This window comes from Lysinibacillus parviboronicapiens, assembly GCF_003049605.2.
GTDB lineage: Bacteria > Bacillota > Bacilli > Bacillales_A > Planococcaceae > Lysinibacillus > Lysinibacillus parviboronicapiens.
On record NZ_CP073713.1, the window covers coordinates 2,148,906 to 2,165,888 of the forward strand.

The 16,983-nt window shown below is 38.6% G+C and carries 19 protein-coding genes; 15 read left to right on the forward strand and 4 right to left on the reverse strand.

Annotation, left to right across the window (positions count from 1 at the left end; translation table 11 throughout):
- Window positions 1–16: 16 nt before the first annotated feature.
- The 5 genes from queF (at window position 17) to C9J31_RS10195 (ending at window position 3,149) form a co-directional block, all read left to right on the forward strand.
- Window positions 17–517, forward strand: a complete 501-nt coding sequence (queF, locus tag C9J31_RS10175) for a preQ(1) synthase (RefSeq protein ID WP_107949050.1) — start codon at window positions 17–19, stop codon at window positions 515–517.
- 208 nt (window positions 518–725) lie between these two features.
- Entirely contained in the window at window positions 726–1,385 is a 660-nt protein-coding gene (gene queC / locus C9J31_RS10180) for a 7-cyano-7-deazaguanine synthase QueC (RefSeq protein WP_107949052.1), read from the forward strand.
- A gap of 3 nt (window positions 1,386–1,388) precedes the next feature.
- Complete coding sequence (gene queD / locus C9J31_RS10185) at window positions 1,389–1,862, forward strand: 6-carboxytetrahydropterin synthase QueD (RefSeq protein ID WP_107949054.1); 474 nt, start codon at window positions 1,389–1,391, stop codon at window positions 1,860–1,862.
- On the forward strand, window positions 1,855–2,583 hold the full coding sequence (queE, locus tag C9J31_RS10190) for a 7-carboxy-7-deazaguanine synthase QueE (protein WP_107949056.1): 729 nt from the start codon (window positions 1,855–1,857) through the stop codon (window positions 2,581–2,583). The genes queD and queE overlap by 8 nt, the downstream gene beginning before the upstream one ends.
- A 47-nt stretch (window positions 2,584–2,630) precedes the next feature.
- Window positions 2,631–3,149 (forward strand): VUT family protein, encoded by a 519-nt coding sequence (locus tag C9J31_RS10195; RefSeq protein WP_107949058.1) that lies wholly within the window; start codon window positions 2,631–2,633, stop codon window positions 3,147–3,149.
- Window positions 3,150–3,463: 314 nt separating this feature from the next.
- On the opposite strand, the gene C9J31_RS10200 is transcribed toward C9J31_RS10195, so the two are convergent.
- Window positions 3,464–5,068: a glycosyl hydrolase family 18 protein gene (locus C9J31_RS10200; RefSeq protein ID WP_193767053.1), complete on the reverse strand. Its 1,605-nt coding sequence runs from the start codon at window positions 5,066–5,068 to the stop codon at window positions 3,464–3,466.
- A gap of 222 nt (window positions 5,069–5,290) precedes the next feature.
- Window positions 5,291–5,974, reverse strand: coding sequence for a hypothetical protein (locus C9J31_RS10205; RefSeq protein WP_238602084.1), 684 nt, complete (start codon window positions 5,972–5,974; stop codon window positions 5,291–5,293).
- Between the two features lie 446 nt (window positions 5,975–6,420).
- Between C9J31_RS10205 and C9J31_RS10210 the strand changes: the two genes are divergently transcribed.
- The 3 genes from C9J31_RS10210 to C9J31_RS10220 all read left to right on the forward strand — a co-directional run bounded on the left by C9J31_RS10210 (window position 6,421) and on the right by C9J31_RS10220 (window position 8,144).
- Entirely contained in the window at window positions 6,421–7,038 is a 618-nt protein-coding gene (locus tag C9J31_RS10210) for an NUDIX hydrolase (protein ID WP_107949062.1), read from the forward strand.
- Window positions 7,039–7,142: 104 nt separating this feature from the next.
- Window positions 7,143–7,460 carry a DUF5713 family protein gene (locus C9J31_RS10215; protein ID WP_107949064.1) on the forward strand — a complete coding sequence of 106 codons (318 nt, stop codon included), beginning with the start codon at window positions 7,143–7,145 and terminating at the stop codon, window positions 7,458–7,460.
- A 75-nt stretch (window positions 7,461–7,535) separates the two neighbouring features.
- A complete protein-coding gene (locus tag C9J31_RS10220) occupies window positions 7,536–8,144 on the forward strand; it encodes a hypothetical protein (RefSeq protein WP_107949066.1) in 609 nt (202 codons plus the stop codon).
- Window positions 8,145–8,403: 259 nt separating this feature from the next.
- Here C9J31_RS10220 and C9J31_RS10225 read toward each other — a convergent pair whose 3' ends face one another.
- Entirely contained in the window at window positions 8,404–9,111 is a 708-nt protein-coding gene (locus C9J31_RS10225) for a class I SAM-dependent methyltransferase (RefSeq protein ID WP_244854904.1), read from the reverse strand.
- A gap of 295 nt (window positions 9,112–9,406) precedes the next feature.
- Between C9J31_RS10225 and C9J31_RS10230 the strand changes: the two genes are divergently transcribed.
- Entirely contained in the window at window positions 9,407–9,649 is a 243-nt protein-coding gene (locus C9J31_RS10230; protein WP_107949070.1) for a hypothetical protein, read from the forward strand.
- Window positions 9,650–10,093: 444 nt separating this feature from the next.
- On the opposite strand, the gene C9J31_RS10235 is transcribed toward C9J31_RS10230, so the two are convergent.
- Window positions 10,094–11,143: an NAD(P)/FAD-dependent oxidoreductase gene (locus C9J31_RS10235; protein WP_107949072.1), complete on the reverse strand. Its 1,050-nt coding sequence runs from the start codon at window positions 11,141–11,143 to the stop codon at window positions 10,094–10,096.
- Between the two features lie 148 nt (window positions 11,144–11,291).
- Between C9J31_RS10235 and C9J31_RS10240 the strand changes: the two genes are divergently transcribed.
- The 6 genes from C9J31_RS10240 to C9J31_RS10265 all read left to right on the forward strand — a co-directional run bounded on the left by C9J31_RS10240 (window position 11,292) and on the right by C9J31_RS10265 (window position 16,878).
- Window positions 11,292–12,080 carry an ABC transporter ATP-binding protein gene (locus C9J31_RS10240; protein ID WP_107923761.1) on the forward strand — a complete coding sequence of 263 codons (789 nt, stop codon included), beginning with the start codon at window positions 11,292–11,294 and terminating at the stop codon, window positions 12,078–12,080.
- A gap of 13 nt (window positions 12,081–12,093) precedes the next feature.
- Window positions 12,094–13,020 (forward strand): iron-hydroxamate ABC transporter substrate-binding protein, encoded by a 927-nt coding sequence (locus C9J31_RS10245; RefSeq protein WP_107949074.1) that lies wholly within the window; start codon window positions 12,094–12,096, stop codon window positions 13,018–13,020.
- 23 nt (window positions 13,021–13,043) lie between these two features.
- Entirely contained in the window at window positions 13,044–14,045 is a 1,002-nt protein-coding gene (locus C9J31_RS10250) for a FecCD family ABC transporter permease (protein WP_107923759.1), read from the forward strand.
- Window positions 14,038–15,045, forward strand: a complete 1,008-nt coding sequence (locus C9J31_RS10255) for a FecCD family ABC transporter permease (RefSeq protein ID WP_107923758.1) — start codon at window positions 14,038–14,040, stop codon at window positions 15,043–15,045. The genes C9J31_RS10250 and C9J31_RS10255 overlap by 8 nt, the downstream gene beginning before the upstream one ends.
- A gap of 201 nt (window positions 15,046–15,246) precedes the next feature.
- On the forward strand, window positions 15,247–15,666 hold the full coding sequence (locus C9J31_RS10260) for a MarR family winged helix-turn-helix transcriptional regulator (RefSeq protein ID WP_107949075.1): 420 nt from the start codon (window positions 15,247–15,249) through the stop codon (window positions 15,664–15,666).
- A gap of 12 nt (window positions 15,667–15,678) precedes the next feature.
- A complete protein-coding gene (locus C9J31_RS10265; RefSeq protein ID WP_107923756.1) occupies window positions 15,679–16,878 on the forward strand; it encodes an MFS transporter in 1,200 nt (399 codons plus the stop codon).
- The last annotated feature ends 105 nt before the right edge of the window (window positions 16,879–16,983 follow it).

The window sequence follows — 16,983 nt, forward strand, 5'->3', positions numbered from 1 at the left end:
ACGAGGAGGTTTTTTTATGTCTGGCCGAAGCCATGAAGAAGGACTGAAGGATTTAACATTATTAGGTAATCAAGGTACGCAATATGCATACGAATATGCACCCGAAGTATTGGAGGCAATAGACAATCTTCATGCCAATCGAGATTATTTCGTCAAGTTTAATTGTCCAGAGTTCACTAGTTTATGTCCACTTACAAATCAGCCTGATTTTGCGACGATGTACATCTCATATATCCCGGATAAAAAAATTGTGGAAAGTAAATCACTGAAATTATATTTATTTAGTTTTAGAAATCATGGCGATTTCCATGAAGATTGCGTCAATATCATTATGAACGATTTAATTAAATTACTTGATCCAAGATATATCGAAGTGTGGGGGAAATTTACACCACGTGGAGGGATTTCGATTGATCCATGGTGTAACTATGGGAAACCAGAAACTAAATACGAAGAAATAGCGAATTATCGTTTAATGAATCACGATCTAAATCCAGAAAAAATTGATAATCGATAAAGTGAAACTTCAATCAGTGGGGGTTTTCTTCATCCCCCACTGATTGTTAGTTGAACCAATCGGGCTTTTACTGACCGTTAATGCGGGATAAATTTTGAAAATCTTATCAATGAAGGAAGAGGTTTTAGCTACCCTCTTAAAAAAAACTAAGAAGAAACAGCATTTTTCTTAGGGTGCTGTTTTTTTCGTTAAAAGGGAGTTTTTATAGATGAAGCAGGAAAAAGCAATTGTTGTGTTTAGTGGAGGTCAGGACAGTACCACTTGTTTGTTCTGGGCACAAGAACGTTTTGAAGAGGTTGAGGCGGTGACTTTTGATTACGGTCAAAGGCATCTTCTGGAAATTGAATGTGCAAAGGAGATAGCAGCGGAACTTGGTGTCACGCATCACATTCTTGATATGTCACTCCTGAATCAGCTTGCTCCTAATGCATTGACACGACAAGACATCGAAGTAGAAGACGGAGAAGATGGCGGGCTTCCATCTACTTTTGTGCCTGGCCGGAATTTGCTCTTTCTTTCATTTGCGGGCGTTTTGGCGAGCCAAGTTGGAGCCAAGCATATCGTAACTGGTGTTTGTGAAACGGATTTTAGCGGATATCCGGATTGCCGGGATATTTTTATTAAATCTTTGAATGTAACGTTAAATTTATCTATGGACAATTCCTTTGTGATTGATACACCGTTAATGTGGCTGAATAAGGCACAGACATGGGCGCTTGCTGATCAGCTTGGGGCACTTGAGTTCGTTCGGCAAAGAACGTTAACTTGTTATAACGGTGTAATAGCAGATGGTTGTGGTGAATGCCCGGCGTGTAAACTGCGAAAAAAAGGGCTAGATGAGTATTTAAGCTTCAGAAAGGAGTCTTAAGGCATGTTTCATTTTAAAATTGTCGAGAAGCTCCAAAAAATAGATGAAGATATTCAAAGGAACCAATTGAACTATCATTCAAAACGTGTTCTCGTGAGCAAGGAATTTACCTTCGATGCAGCCCATCATTTACATGATTATGAGGGGAAATGCAAAAATCTGCATGGTCATACGTATCGTGCTGTACTAGGGTTAAGTGGGTATACAGATGAACGCGGTTTGATGATTGACTTTGGTGATATAAAAGAAATTTGGCAACAAAAAATAGACATTTTTTTGGATCATCGTTATTTAAATGAAACGCTTCCACCGATGAATACAACCGCAGAGAACATTGTAGTCTGGATTTACGAAAAGTTAGCAAAAGCCCTGCTTGATGAACAACAATCTAACGGAGCGCGTGTAGAATTTATCAAGCTGTATGAGACGCCGACAAGCTATGCTGAAGTGCGACGGGAGTGGATGGAAGTTGAGTAAGGTACCTGTTATCGAGATTTTCGGACCGACCATTCAAGGCGAGGGTATGGTAGTTGGACAGAAGACGATGTTTGTGCGGACTGCTGGCTGTGACTATTCCTGTTCATGGTGTGATTCATCGTTTACATGGGATGGCAGCGGAAAGCATTTGATTGTCCAAATGACAGCAGATGAGATTTGGTCTGAGTTGAAACGACTCGGGGGCAGTGGTTTTTCTTTTGTCACGATTTCGGGTGGCAATCCTGCACTCTTTCGAAATTTGGAAGCGCTCATTGCTATTTTAAAAGAAAACGACATAAAGGTTGGAGTAGAGACACAGGGAAGCAGATGGCAACAATGGCTATATGATATCGATGAACTGACGATTTCACCCAAGCCTCCTAGTTCCGGAATGACGTCAGACTATACAGTACTATCTGATATCCTCGGAAAACTTCAAAATCGAAACAGCAATCAGCATATATCCCTCAAAATAGTCGTTTTTAATGAAGAGGATTATGCTTATGCGAAGCAAATTCACCTTCGACATCCGACGATTCCCTTTTATTTACAAGTCGGTAATGACGATATTACGACGACTGATAATGCGCTGCTGATTAGCCATTTATTGGAGAAGTACCAAGCGCTAATTGACAGGGTGATTGCAGATGAGAAAGTAAGAGATGTCAAAGTACTACCACAGTTGCATGCCCTTGTTTGGGGAAATAAAAGAGGTGTATAGTTTTGCAACTGCAAAATTTTCTTTAAATTTACTTGAGGAGTACCATCATGAGAATATTATTTTATTTATTATCTATTGTCATTGCTAATGTAGTAACGGCAGCATTTGCGCCATTACAGTTTGGCATGTTTATCGTTCCAATGGGGACGCTGTTGATTGGGGCGACCTTCATTTTCCGGGATCTTGTGCAAAATAAATATGGTAGAGCAAAGACGTATTTGTTTATTATGACAGCTCTTATTTTATCCGCAGTGATTTCATTCATACTCGGGGATACACTACTGATTGTGGTGGCATCGGCCCTTTCATTTGTTGTCGCTGAAACAGCCGATACAGAAATCTATACCCGATTGAAACTACCAATGGCTTGGCGTGTGTTCTACAGCGGCATTGTTGGTGGATTTCTGGATTCCGCGATTTTCGTAGTCATTGGCTTGAGTCCGCTTGGAGCCGATATCCTGCCTTGGGAAGCAGTACCAGCCGCCATTTTGGGACAAATTATTGTAAAGACGACGATTCAAATGTTCGGTGCACTGATTTTAAATCAAGTTCATGTAATTCAGTAAAAACGCCTTACCTTAGAATGATATTTGGCTCTTTAAAATATGTACTTGACCGTATATGTCACTAAGAGCAGTAGCTTTTTTGCGGGCATAAGCTGTGTTAATGCAGTCGGCTTGCCTGTGCTTAGTATCAAAATAAAAATTTGTAGAGTACGAAGGAAATACCGTCGCGTTTAGGACGAACAAGATGAGGGATTACGACAAAGGGGAAGGGTAGTTAAAAACAGGGCTGATTCTACACGTTTTGTAGATCAAGCCCTGTTCTGACTATACCTTATTTATCAATACTTTCTTGGAGGAGGGGGATGTTAATTATGTTATTTTGAATATTTTTCTAAATCTCCACTCGCACGATTAACCATCGCTGCCATTTGTGCTCTTTTAACAAAATCATTCGGATAAAATCCGCCGTCTTCTTTACCGTTGATAATTCCATGACTACTTAGTTTTAAAATTTCTGAGTACGCCCAATGTCCCTTCTGTACATCATAAAAAGGTAAGTCATTCGTATTATCTAATGGGTAATCTAGTATTCTCGATAATATTGCTGATAATTGAGCTCTTGTAATTCGAGAATTCGGTTCAAAGACGTTTGGTTGCGGTCCATTAACAATATTATACTTATGTGCTAGTTCAATAGCCTGTTTTGCCCAATGGTCAGTTGGAACATCTGTAAAGTAATTAGGTACTGTTTCGTTTTTGTCTTTTAAACCAATCGCGTTTGTAAGGATAGTAACAGCTTGTGCCCTTGTTAGATCACCATTAGGGTCAAAAATGTACTCATTTTTCCCACTTATCCATCCCTTTCTATAAAGAGACATAATATCATTTTCAGCCCAATGATTTTCTGCATCTATAAAATTATGTTGTCCATTCGCCCAAGACATATAAAATTTCCATATCCCGTTATCAGCTTGCGTTAAATCCCAACTACCAGTTCCTCTTAAATTGTATTTCTCTACTAATCTTAATTTATATTTTAAAGATAAATCATTTTCATACCAAATAGTATAATTGCCCGTTGAAAGTTTTTTACCACCAATATAAGTTGGCAAATCGTTTTCTCTCACAGTGAATTTAGCATAAGCTGATTTTGAGGTATCATCAAAATATAGTGTTCCGTTATGATTATTAACTATGCTTTTTACAGATTTATTCGCTACACCATATCCACCTAATTCCTCGTCATCATTCCAAATTCGCCCGTAAAATGGTAAGCCTAAAACTACTTTCTTTGAATCAACACCTTGATTTAATAAAGATATAATAGAATTTTCAACAAATGATAAACTAGCGACAGGACCTACTGGACCACCATTCCAACTTTCATCATAGGCCATTAACATTAGGTAATCACTATATTCACTTAGTTTTAAATAATCATAAGAACCATGCCATCCTACCGTCCATCCATGTGGATTTGCAGCAACTGCTATAGATATTGTTTTATCATTCGGCATTTTTTCATGTAATAGTCTAATGAAATCTGTAAATACTTCCTTATCGGTATAGTTTAAATTCTCAATATCAATATCTATACCATCCAAGTTATTTTTTACTACAGAATCTACTAATTGAGTAGATAAAACTTCTCTATTTTTCATAGCCATTTGAGCTAAATTTCTATCCCAGTTGTTCGTAATATATGGAACGACTTTTAATTTTCTTTTGTGTAACTCTGCTATTAAATTTTTATCAATTGAAGATTTTAAACTACCGTCAGCGTTTAACTCATAGAATCCTGGCGTAGCTGTATTTAACGCACCTAAAGTCATATCTATATTTTCTAAATAGGAGCTAGAAGTTCCACCATATAAATAAGACATATGTATGTCATTTACTGAGGCATCAGCACTAAATGGAGAGGCTAATAATGTTAACAGAGCGGGGATTAGTAAATATTTTTTTAATTTATTATTCATACTATTTCTATTCATACCTTCCTATAAAAATGATTTTATGTACTTAATTATCTATTATTTGGATCAACTATATCAATTATAAAAATATGGGTTAATTGAGTTATTTAGGTTCATCAGAAATGTAATAATCATAAAATAATCCCTCTGAATTATTCAGAGGGATCATTTATAATTGTCATATGTGAGTCATCACAGATTCATAGTAAATGAGTATTTTTTAAATTAATTACAAGAATACGCTAATATAGCGGAAGATGGGAATGAAGCAAACGTGAAGTTTGGCCATATAATTCCTGTAGTATTCCCAGTTACACTTGCTGAGAAAACATACATTAAAAAGAGCTGACCATTCCGTAAGAGCACAATGGTCCATCTACCATCACAGCCAGCTGCAAATGCTGTTGGGCCTTGTGATTGTAACATACTTTGCGCCTGTGAAGGATTTTGACTTAGAAATTGAAATCTACTAATCATTTGTTGAGACGGTGCTGGTGGGTTCATTTGCCCCCCTTGGCCAGGTCTAGGTGTTCCACCTGGCATCCCGCCTGGGAACCCACCTGGCATTCCGCCTGGGAATCCACCTGGCATTCCGCCTGGGAATCCACCTGGGAATCCGCCTGGCATTCCTCCTGGGAATCCACCCGGCATCCCGCCTGGGAATCCACCCGGCATTCCGCCTGGGAACCCACCCGGCATTCCGCCTGGGAACCCGCCTGGCATCCCGCCTGGGAATCCACCCGGCATTCCGCCTGGGAACCCGCCTGGCATCCCGCCTGGGAATCCACCCGGCATTCCGCCTGGCATCCCTCCTGGGAATCCGCCTGGCATTCCTCCCGGCAACCTACCTGGCATTCCGCCTGGCATTCCTGGTATACCGCCCGGAAATCCTCCTGGGAAATTAACCATTTTATCGCTCCTTCTTTTTTAAATATAAAGTAGGTTATGATAACGCATCTAACGAGGCATGGTTAAAAGACCCGAGAAATCAAAGTAAGAACTATTATTTGGTATTGTCAGTGGAAATATTGAGGATCGAAATGAATGAAAGACGTTACTGTTAGTAAACCAAATTATGTTAATGGAGAAGCAAGTACAGTTATTCTAGAAAAGGGGCCAGAGTTTAAAGCGATAGTTGGAGTATTTTTTTAAAAAGCTCAGGTAATGAAGTAAAGCATTACAATTCTACTGTGGATGTCTTTTCGTTATAGACATTAGGAGCTAGTGAGTTGTCTGTTTGGGCTATCCATTTCCTGGCGTACATAAGCTTAAAAAATTATGAAAGCATTCTTTATCCATCAAACTAATAGTGATACGATAAAAACGAATATAAATATTGAAGTGAGGGGAATTTTATGTTCCTAGATAAACTGAAGAAAGAGTTAAATCAAAATCAATCCCTATTTATAGGAGAGGAAACAGCTTATCGTTCAGCCATTTTGATTCCATTAGTGCTGGTGAATGAAGAATGGCATATCCTTTTCGAAGTACGGTCATTCACCATGAGAAAACAGCCAGGTGATATTAGTTTTCCTGGTGGTCGAATCGACGCAACAGATGCATCCCCAATGGCAGCAGCTGTACGAGAAACAACTGAAGAATTAGGTGTTGATCCAAAAACGATTACTATTGTAGGGCAATTAAGCTCTTATATTGCTTCTTCCTCATTTGTTATCTACCCATTTGTAGCAACTATTGATACTAACCAAATTATGCATTCTTACAACAAAGAAGAAGTTGAGGAGGTATTTACGGTACCACTTCAATGGCTATTGAAGTATGAGCCTTATATGCACTTAGTATCTGTGGAACCAGTGCCTTCACTAGACTTTCCGTTTGATAAAATCGTCAACGGTACACAATATCAATGGAGAACGCGTACCATGGAGGAATGGTTTTTTGATTATGACAAGTATACAATTTGGGGTTTAACAGCTAGGATATTAAAGCATTTTATAGAAAAAATAAAATAACTACAGGATTCACAAGATTCTTTGAATAACACATAATGTAATATGTTACTCTATTAATTGAGCCATAAATTTTGGTGAAAAAACCTAATTTAGGAGGGTTTTCTATGACGAAAGAAATGAATTACTTAGTGGACATGTATAGAGATTCGTATTTCCCTGATTTTTTAGTAGATAAGATGAAAGCAACAATCGAGGTATTTGCTAATTATCTTGAACATGGTGCATATACGGAAGAAACAGTTCAACAAAAATTAGATGAGATGACCGATAAACTGAATGAGCTTGCGGAAGAATTTGAAGAAAACGGTAGCCAAATTGAAACAGTTGCCAGAGAATCCATTGCAGATACGGTTTTTTTAGTTTTAAAGGCTTATAACATAGATATTGATATAGAAGAAGCAATTAGAAATAGAGATTGGTAAAATAGATAATATAAAATCGCTAAAGTATTTATCCTATACTTTAGCGATTATTTATATTCATAGGGAGGTTCCTTTATGGCGAAATTTATAGATCCACCATTCTTTTCTTTTGATTTTTATAGCTTTACGTCAAGAGGAAATGCCGTATTAGTGCAATGTCCTAAATGTACGAAATGTGCGCACATGAAAAGAATGGACAATACCTATATTGTACAATGCGAAAGTTGTACTTTCCGTAACACGAAAGATATGCACTATTTAGTAAAAACCTTTGCGCAAGGTCAATGCAACGCCTGTCAACGACATGTCAATATTCCACTGGAAGAAAAAGAACGTCAATATCGTAAGCTCAATAAGGAATGCCCTTATTGTACAAAACTTGTCCAATGTCATATCAAAATTAATCCAACACAAGTTTACTATCCGAAGGTGTCAAATGCACAAGGGACAGATCCAGTATTTTTACTAGACTACTACCTTTTAACAAGCTTAGGGCCAAATCAACCTATCTGGGCGTTAAACGCTAGTCATCTAGAGTATTTAATAGACTATGTGACAGATAAACTCCGAACTAAAAACTTTACAGGTAAAACAGCATCACATGCATTACCTGGCTATATAAAATTAGCAAAAAATAGAGAGGCTGTCCTACGTAAATTAAAACAATTAGAAAAGAAATTATAGGGAAGGTGTAAATAACGTAGACAACTTGTCAAAAAAACAGCAAAACAGTGGACGCCGGGCATACTATTAGAACGGACATAAATGAAGAATGTAATGTTTGGAGAAGCGTTGCCTGATGATTACGGAAAAAACCCTGAGCAGGTTTCTTGAATCGCTGAACAAGAGCAAAATGCTCCGATAAACCAAAGATAACCTCGTAGATTTTTAACAATGCTAACGAGGTCTGCATTAAATAGTCACTTCATTTCATGTCTACTCATTATTTAGTACATGTATAAATTCTATAGTCCAAAACCTCTTTATATTTCAAGTTCATGTCATAATGCGTTTCCATTAGCTCGTAAAGTTCAGGTTCTATATCCTTGGAGTAGTGATATTCAGGTATCGAAGAGATGGATTTGTTTTTTTGTATACGAATATTTGTAAAACCAGCTTGTTCAAATATAGCAATCCAATCCTTTTTCATAAAGCAGGAATCAAATCCATAAAATTGTTTGATTTCCTCTTCAATCTTTGCGCCGAGCTGTTGGTTAATGGTAAATTCAATGGCAATGAAGCGACCACCTTGCTTTAATATACGAAAGATTTCTTTAATGGCACTAGCTTTATGGACAAAAGAAAGCACGGATTCAGAAATAACAAAATCAAATGTATTTGCCGGTAACAAAGTTTGTTCGATGGAACCTTGCATGATTGTTACTGGCAGACGTTTTTTTTTCACTCTCTCTGTCGCCTTAGCTACCATAATTGAATTGATATCGATGCCCGTTACTTTTGCTCCATATTTGTGCGCTATATAGGCAGCAGTTTGGCCTGTACCACACCCTACATCTAAAATATGAGACGTTGTGCGAATGTTCTCAGATTTAAAAATTTCCTTTGTTAAATTAATACCACCAGGATGTGCACCCCCAACACCAAATTTGGACAAAAAGTCTAGATATTTGGATTTTGCAATTACAACCACCTTCTTTATTTTTCTTATTTCTATCATATGAAATGAAAAATAGTATGGTTCCTGCAAACGATAAAGTTGACATGAAAAAAGAACCTTTGTAGGCCTAAGCGTCGCTTCAAATATTGCCTATCATGGAGCCATTATATGCTCTCTAGGGCAACATACAAGTGACATAAATCACTAGAATTTAATATTTTTTAGGCCATACATAACGATATTCTTTATCAGTACTTCTCCGAATGTCTAATCCATAAAAAAATACAAACATATACTATCTTAACGCAATTTGATAGGGGGTGAATCAATGCCATTTTATCCGCCCAATCCTAGAAGGAGACCACTCCCACAAAGATATAGACAAGGTTTTGGCTCTTCTTATCAAGGTAGACAGGAGCAACATTTCTTTTACCCTATGCAACAACCGCAGGCTTTTAAATTTGGAAATTTACCAGATAGTCTAAATGCAATAATGGGCCATGCGGGAACAATAACAAACGGGGTTAATATGTTAAGGCAAATGGGGTCATTGTTAAGTTTATTTAAATAGTTTAGCTTGCTGGAAAACGAATATCATTAGGCATATCAATGGAAATATAGTTGATGTGCCTTTTTTATGAACCAAAATAATAGGGAGCAAGCAGCTAACGAGTAAGTGATTTGCGTAAAAAATGCATGCGACGATTGCTATAAATTTGTCAACATTCAGAGCTGTAAAGTCTTGCTAATAGCCAGACTGTCGATAAACTCAATAGTATCTAGATGAACCGGTGGAGTCATCTGTGGCATTTTATGTGTCTAAAAATATGAACGGGCTTTTACGGATACGAGCTAACGAACGTATAAAACTCTTCTATACTGAGGATAGAAAAAACAGCAGTGTAAGAAAACCCTCTTAAGAAATAATCTTAGGAGGGTTTCCTTTGCTTGAAATAAGTTGCAACCATCAAACAAGTAGGAGTTGGGGCTTGTTGAGTTACAGTGCTCAGTGTCATTAATTTGAATGTACAAGTTGTTTTTCAATAATTGAACGATTTTTTTCTTTAAACATCTCATTATGAGAAGATACGACCGCATTACGATAGGCTGTTGGTTCTAGGTAAGTTTTCACCGAGTTGACCGCATTTGCGGCATCTTGGAAAGTACCTAATAGGAGATGTATTTTCCCTTCGAATGAAAGAATGTCGCCTGCTGCGAAAATACCTGGTTGTGTAGTTTCACCAGTCGCTTTTCCCTCGTAATAATAATTATCTTTCTTCGGTATCGTCATAGATTCTTCAAAAGTTAACGATGCCTCACGATTATAGCCATGACTGACAATAACTTCATCTATTTGACGTGTATAACTTTGTTTAGTTTTTGAATTTTCACATGTGACTAATTGAATAGCTGTTTTATCGGTATTGGCGGATAATTTTGTAATGGTTGTATTACATTCAATTTGGACACCGGCTGCCAGCGCCTCTTTGATAGTTGCTTCATGCGCAGAAAGTGTTTCTTTACGGTATACAATGGTTACGTTTTTGGCAATAGGGCTAAGTTCAACTGCCCAGTCAAGTGCTGCATTACCACCACCAGAAATAATAATTTCCTTGTCTACAAAGCGCTGATAGGACTGTACCGTATAGTGTAAGTTTGTCATCTCATATTTTTCAGCGCCTTCGAGCGTAAGTTTTTGAGGGTTAATAATGCCACCACCAACCGCTAAAAGAATTGTTTTCGAGTAATGCTTGTCACCTAGAGCTGTATGTATGACAAAATTATCTTCTTGACGCTCAATGTAGTCAACCTTTGTTCCAGTTAGAATGGTAGGGTCAAAAGTTTTTGCTTGCGCAATTAATTGTTTGACAAATTGTTCACCTAAAATTGGCGGATGACCACCAATATCCCAAATAAGCTTTTCTGGGTAAAGCAAGACTTTACCACCGAGTTGATCCTGACTTTCAATAAGCTTCGTTTTTAATCCCCTTAAACCACTATAAAAGGCACTATATAGACCTGCAGGCCCACCGCCGATAATTGTTACATCGTATACATCTTGCATTTTTATCGCCACATCCTTAAAAAATAATAAAAAAGTATTTGACAAAACCTTATCTGATAACTAGACTAATTTTAGTGATAATGATTATCATTAACAAACTTTGATTATCATAGCATGTCGAGAAGTAAAAAGAAAGAGAGGTTACGATTTGCGTTTACAAATTGAATCGATTCGTGTTGGTTATGATAACAAGACGATTGTGCACGATCTATCATTACAAATTCCAGATGGAAAAATTACAACTATTATTGGCTCAAATGGCTGTGGTAAATCCACACTATTAAAGGCTATTACGAGAATATTGAAGCATGATCAGGGACATGTCGTTTTGGACGGCCAAGATATTTCAAAGATGAAAACAAAAGAATTGGCCAAACAGTTGGCCATTTTACCACAAAGTCCTGAAAGTGCGCATGGGTTAACGGTGGAAGAGCTTGTCTCTTACGGTCGGTTCCCTTATCAAAAAGGCTTTGGCAATTTATCGCAAAAGGACAAAGACATGATTGAATGGGCCTTGCAGGTAACTAAAACGGATGCATTTCGCCAGCAAACGGTTGATGCACTATCCGGTGGACAACGTCAGCGTGTGTGGATTGCGATGGCATTAGCACAAGAAACGGATATTATATTTTTAGATGAACCAACTACTTATTTGGATATGGCACATCAACTAGAAGTATTAGAATTACTAAGCAAGTTAAATGAGGATGAAGGACGCACGATTGTCATGGTGCTACATGATTTAAACCAAGCAGCACGTTTTTCTGATTATATTGTGGCGCTGTCAAACGGAGAGCTTGTGAAGTTCGGTACGGCAGAAGAAGTGGTTGTACCAGAAGTTTTACAGAAAGTGTTTAATATTGATGCGGTCATTGGCAAGGATCCTAGAACGGACAAACCAATGTGCATTACATATAACTTATTACAAACAATTTAAAGGGGATTTACACATGAAAAAGTGGCTTTTACCAATGTTTATGATGGTTGTACTCGTGCTAGCAGCATGCGGCAACAAAGAAGAAAGTGCTGAAAAATCGGGTGAGGGTTCTAAAGAGGCTTCTTCAGCAGAGACGATTACGTATGAATCTGAAACAGGTCCTGTGGAAGTACCAGCTAATCCAAAACGAGTAGTTGTGTTATCTTCATTTGTTGGAGATTTATTAAAACTTGATGTTAATGTCGTTGGTGTTGATTCATGGGCGACAAAAAACCCAAACTTCCAAGATGACATTAAAGATGCAATGGTTGTTGAAAATACAGATATTGAAAAAATTCTTGAGCTAGAACCCGATTTAATTCTTGGTTTAAGTGGTATTGAAAATGCTGATAAATTAGCTGAAATCGCTCCTACAGTGTTATTTACTTACGGCAAAGTGGATTATTTACAGCAATTTATTGAAATTGGTAAGGTAGTAAATAAAGAAAAAGAAGCAACAGCATGGGTAGAAGATTTTAAAGTACGTGCTACAGAGGTAGGTACTAAAATTAAAGAGAAAATCGGTGAGGACGCAACCGTTACTGTCGCAGAAAACTTCAATAAACAATTGTATCTTTATGGAGATAACTGGGGTCGTGGAACAGAAATTTTATATCAAGCAATGGGCTTAAAGATGCCTGAAAAAGTGAAAGAAGTGGCGTTGGAACCAGGTTATTTTGCGATTTCTCAAGAGGTATTAGGTGACTACGCTGGTGATTATGTTATTTTCAGTATGTTTATGGACCAAGATACTTCGTTTACAGAAGCTACATGGTTTAAAGATTTAGAAGCAGTGAAAAATGGTCGTTTATTTGAGGTCAATGCCAATGCATTTTACTTTAATGATCCGATAACATTAGATTATCAACTCGATTTCTTTGAAGAGAAGTTTTTACAATAAATCAGTAGAGAGTAGCGAAGGCAATGACAAAGTTTCGACAATTACCATTTTGGCTTCAGATGTTGCTTGCACTGATTTTATTACTAGCAACGGCTAGTATTTCATTGTGCGTTGGTGCGGCAAATACGAGCATTCAAGATGTCTATCAAGCCATTGTTGGACAAAGTGGTGGCAAGCATTATGCAGTGTTACGGGAAATTCGATTTCCACGTATCATTGCAGCAATTTTTGTCGGCAGTGCACTAGCAGTGGCTGGGGCCATTATGCAAGGGGTTACCAGGAATCCTTTAGCAGACCCAGGGCTTCTTGGTCTTACAGCAGGGGCGAATGCTGCACTTGCTGTAACCATGGCTTTTGTGCCAAATATCTCATACTATATCCTAATTTTTGCATGCTTCATCGGAGCGGGCATAGGGATGATGATTGTATATGGGATTGGCACATCGACGAAGAGCGGTTTTTCGCCGTTGAAGCTGGTGCTAGCAGGGGCGGCTGTTTCTGCGCTATTACAGGCCGTTGCAGATGGCACGGGGATTTTATTTAATATCGCTAAAGATGTATCCATGTGGACGAGCGGCGGTTTTATTGGTACGACATGGACAGCACTCATCATTGTACCGTTTATTGTAGTAGGGCTAGTTGTTGCGTTTGCTTATAGCCGTCAGTTAACGATTTTAAGCTTAAATGAAGATGTAGCAGTTGGCTTAGGACAAAATACTACTGTCATTAAAGGTGTTCTGATGGTGGTTGTTGTCGTTCTAGCCGGTGCTGCCGTGGCGCTTGTAGGAAATTTGGCGTTTGTCGGCTTAATGGTGCCACATATTGTACGTGCCTTTGTTGGCACAGACTATCGTTTGGTGTTACCGATGAGTGCACTTGTTGGCGGTTGGTTTATGTTAACGGCAGATTTCCTTGGCCGGATGATTAATGCACCATTCGAAACGCCTGTTGTAGCCATCGTTTCTATTATCGGACTGCCGTTCTTCCTTTTACTTGTTCGTAAGGGAGGTCGTCAATTTGCTTAATGCAGGTCGAAAAAAGCAACGAATTTGGCTATTTGTGTGGCTGATATTAACGCTAGCTATTTTTGTATTAGGCATTTCACTGGGGGCTGCCTCGGTTTCCATTGATCGCATACTACCGATTTTACTTGGAGACGGTAGTTTTAAAGAATCATTCGTCTTGTTTTCTGTGCGATTGCCAAGAATGTTTGTCTTGGCAGCGGCAGGGATGGCGCTAGCACTTGCAGGTGCCGTATTGCAGGGGGTAACACGTAATGATTTGGCAGACCCTGGTATTATTGGTATTAATGCGGGGGCTGGTGTTGGGATTACATTGTTCTACTTAATTGTCAACGGGAATTTACCTAACTTTGCCTATGTACTACCAGTCGTTGGGTTTCTAAGTGCAATGTTCACAGCACTATGTATTTACTTTTTCTCGTATAAACGGAATATAGGCGTTCAACCGATACAGTTCATTTTAGTCGGGGTAGGTGTGGCTTCTGCGTTATCGGGTGTGATGATTATTTTAATCTCCTCTGCGGAGCGCAGTGATGTGCAGTTTATCGCACAATGGTTGGCAGGCAGTGTATGGGGTACCGATTGGCCGTTCTTTTGGGCATTAGTGCCGTGGCTCGTGCTAGGCATCCCATTCATTTTCTATAAAGCGAATGTGTTAAATGTACTGGCCATGACCGAGCAAACAGCAATCGGCTTAGGCATGAATATTGGCCGTGAGCGACTACAATTATTAGTGGTGGCTGTAGCATTAGCTGCAGCGGCTGTATCAGTGACTGGTGGAATTGCCTTTATCGGTTTAATGGCACCCCACATCGCGAAACAGCTCGTAGGACCACGCTATCAATTCTTTTTACCGTTAACACTATGTATTGGGGCTAGCTTATTAATGCTTGCCGATACAATCGGACGCGTGGCGATTTCAACGGCAACTGTGCCAGCAGGAATTGTGGTAGCATGCATCGGTGCCCCTTATTTTTTATATTTATTACGCAAAAACGACTGAACGGCTCGCGCTGTTCAGTTTTTTTCTGTTCGGGCAAGAAGGAGGCCGATAGAACGGTTGAAGTGACGGATAGACCCCTAAAACTAGCGGATAGCGACCCGTATCCTAACTTTAGGCTAGACAAAAGGCGAAGTTGGGTATATAGTTACCTAGGCTAACTAATTTAATTTGTAGTGCTAAGAAAAGTAAAGGAGTGATACTTTGACGATTGAACAGAATTTTTTTAATGAGTACCGATTGATGTACCGACCGTTTACAAATCAGCTTAATGTGCAGTTGGAGAAATATCAGCTGTATAGTTCTCAGTGGGCTGTCCTGCGATTGTTGATCGATAAAGGGCCACATTCGCTTGTGGAAATTGCGAACTTTATGTTCATTGAGAAGCCGAGTGTGACGAGACTTGTACAAAAGCTTGTGGAGCTTGGGTATGTTGAAACAGTGGCAGGCAAGGATAAGCGAGAAAAGCTTGTACAATTAACCGCTCATGGTGAAACTATCGTGCAGGAAATTCAGGAACATTTAAAACCTTTTTTAGAAAAGGCATTGGCTGGAGTGCCAACGCAAGATATTGAAATTGCTACACAAGTTTTAGCAAGAATTTGTGCAAACATTCATCAGTAGGAGAGGAAACAAGTGGAAGCAACTAGACATAAACTTTGGACAAAAGATTTTTTAATCGTTTCACTTATCAATTTTACCATTACGTTAATTTTTTATTTATTAATGGTGACGATTGCGGGCTACGCTGTGGAACAATTTGGGGCTTCAACGAGTACCGCGGGACTTGTGTCAAGTATTTTTATCATAGGGACGCTATTTGGGCGACTTGGTACAGGACGGATTATTGGCGATTGGGGGAGTAAAAAGACATTATTTTGCGGACTCTTATTATTTATGTTATCAACAATGTCCTATTTTCTTGCAGGGAATTTACCATTATTAATGCTGAATCGTTTAGTGCAAGGCATTGCGCTAGGGGTAGCAAGTACGGCTACAGGTACAATTATTGCTCAAATTTTACCAGCGGATCGACGTGGTGAAGGGATTGGCTATTATAGTTTAAGTGCCATTTTAGCGACGGCTATCGGGCCATTTGTCGGAATTCTTTTAACACAGTTATTTGCAGATTATCGCATGATTTTTGCGGTCGATTCAGTTTTAGCCATTATTTGCTTTATGATGTATTTTATAGTGACAGTGCCAGATGCACCGAACAAGGCGAAAGATCTTGCGGCGAAGACAGGCTTCAAAGTGTCCAACTTTATTGAAATGCGTGCTGTGCCAATTGCATTTGTAGCGCTCGTTATTGGTTTTGCATATTCAGGCGTTATGTCGTTTATGACGTTCTATGCCAAAGAATTGGATTTAGTAACGGCGGGGAGTTACTTCTTTATCGTTTATGCAATTGTCATTTTAGCGACTCGTCCATTTACAGGGAAACTACTCGATGCAAGAGGCGCAAATATTGTTATTTATCCGTGCCTTGTGCTATTTGCCATTGGCATGTACGCCTTTAGTGCCGCAACGAGTACTGTTGTATTTTTAATAGCTGCTGCTTGTATTGGAGTCGGTTATGGGAACTTCAACTCAGTAGCACAAGCAATCGCTATTAAAGTTACACCAAATGAACGACTAGGACTTGCGACATCGACATACTTCATTTTGTATGATTTAGGATTAGGCGTAGGGCCTTATTTCTTAGGGTTTTTTGCGCCGACAATCGGCTATAGCGCCATTTTCTTAACTATGGTATTTGTTATTTTACTGTCAATTGTGCTGTATTATTTCTTATATGGAAAATATGAAAATTTGAAACAAGCAAATATTTCATAGATTAGAATCATTATATTGTGGAAAAAACGTCTTTTTGCTAGTTGTTTATAAAATTCAACTGCGAAATGACGTTTTTTTCTTTAAATAAAAATACTTCTTGCAATC

Excerpts from the sequence above, each read along its gene's own strand:
- C9J31_RS10195 (WP_107949058.1), top strand. The coding sequence starts at position 2,631 with ATGAGAATATTATTTTATTTATTATCTATTGTCATTGCTAATGTAGTA.
- queF (WP_107949050.1), top strand. The coding sequence starts at position 17 with ATGTCTGGCCGAAGCCATGAAGAAGGACTGAAGGATTTAACATTATTA.
- C9J31_RS10210 (WP_107949062.1), top strand. The coding sequence starts at position 6,421 with ATGTTCCTAGATAAACTGAAGAAAGAGTTAAATCAAAATCAATCCCTA.
- C9J31_RS10250 (WP_107923759.1), top strand. The coding sequence starts at position 13,044 with ATGACAAAGTTTCGACAATTACCATTTTGGCTTCAGATGTTGCTTGCA.
- C9J31_RS10235 (WP_107949072.1), bottom strand. The coding sequence starts at position 11,143 with ATGCAAGATGTATACGATGTAACAATTATCGGCGGTGGGCCTGCAGGT.
- C9J31_RS10200 (WP_193767053.1), bottom strand. The coding sequence starts at position 5,068 with ATGAATAATAAATTAAAAAAATATTTACTAATCCCCGCTCTGTTAACA.
- C9J31_RS10245 (WP_107949074.1), top strand. The coding sequence starts at position 12,094 with ATGAAAAAGTGGCTTTTACCAATGTTTATGATGGTTGTACTCGTGCTA.
- C9J31_RS10230 (WP_107949070.1), top strand. The coding sequence starts at position 9,407 with ATGCCATTTTATCCGCCCAATCCTAGAAGGAGACCACTCCCACAAAGA.
- C9J31_RS10220 (WP_107949066.1), top strand. The coding sequence starts at position 7,536 with ATGGCGAAATTTATAGATCCACCATTCTTTTCTTTTGATTTTTATAGC.
- queD (WP_107949054.1), top strand. The coding sequence starts at position 1,389 with ATGTTTCATTTTAAAATTGTCGAGAAGCTCCAAAAAATAGATGAAGAT.
- C9J31_RS10215 (WP_107949064.1), top strand. The coding sequence starts at position 7,143 with ATGACGAAAGAAATGAATTACTTAGTGGACATGTATAGAGATTCGTAT.
- queC (WP_107949052.1), top strand. The coding sequence starts at position 726 with ATGAAGCAGGAAAAAGCAATTGTTGTGTTTAGTGGAGGTCAGGACAGT.
- C9J31_RS10205 (WP_238602084.1), bottom strand. The coding sequence starts at position 5,974 with ATGGTTAATTTCCCAGGAGGATTTCCGGGCGGTATACCAGGAATGCCA.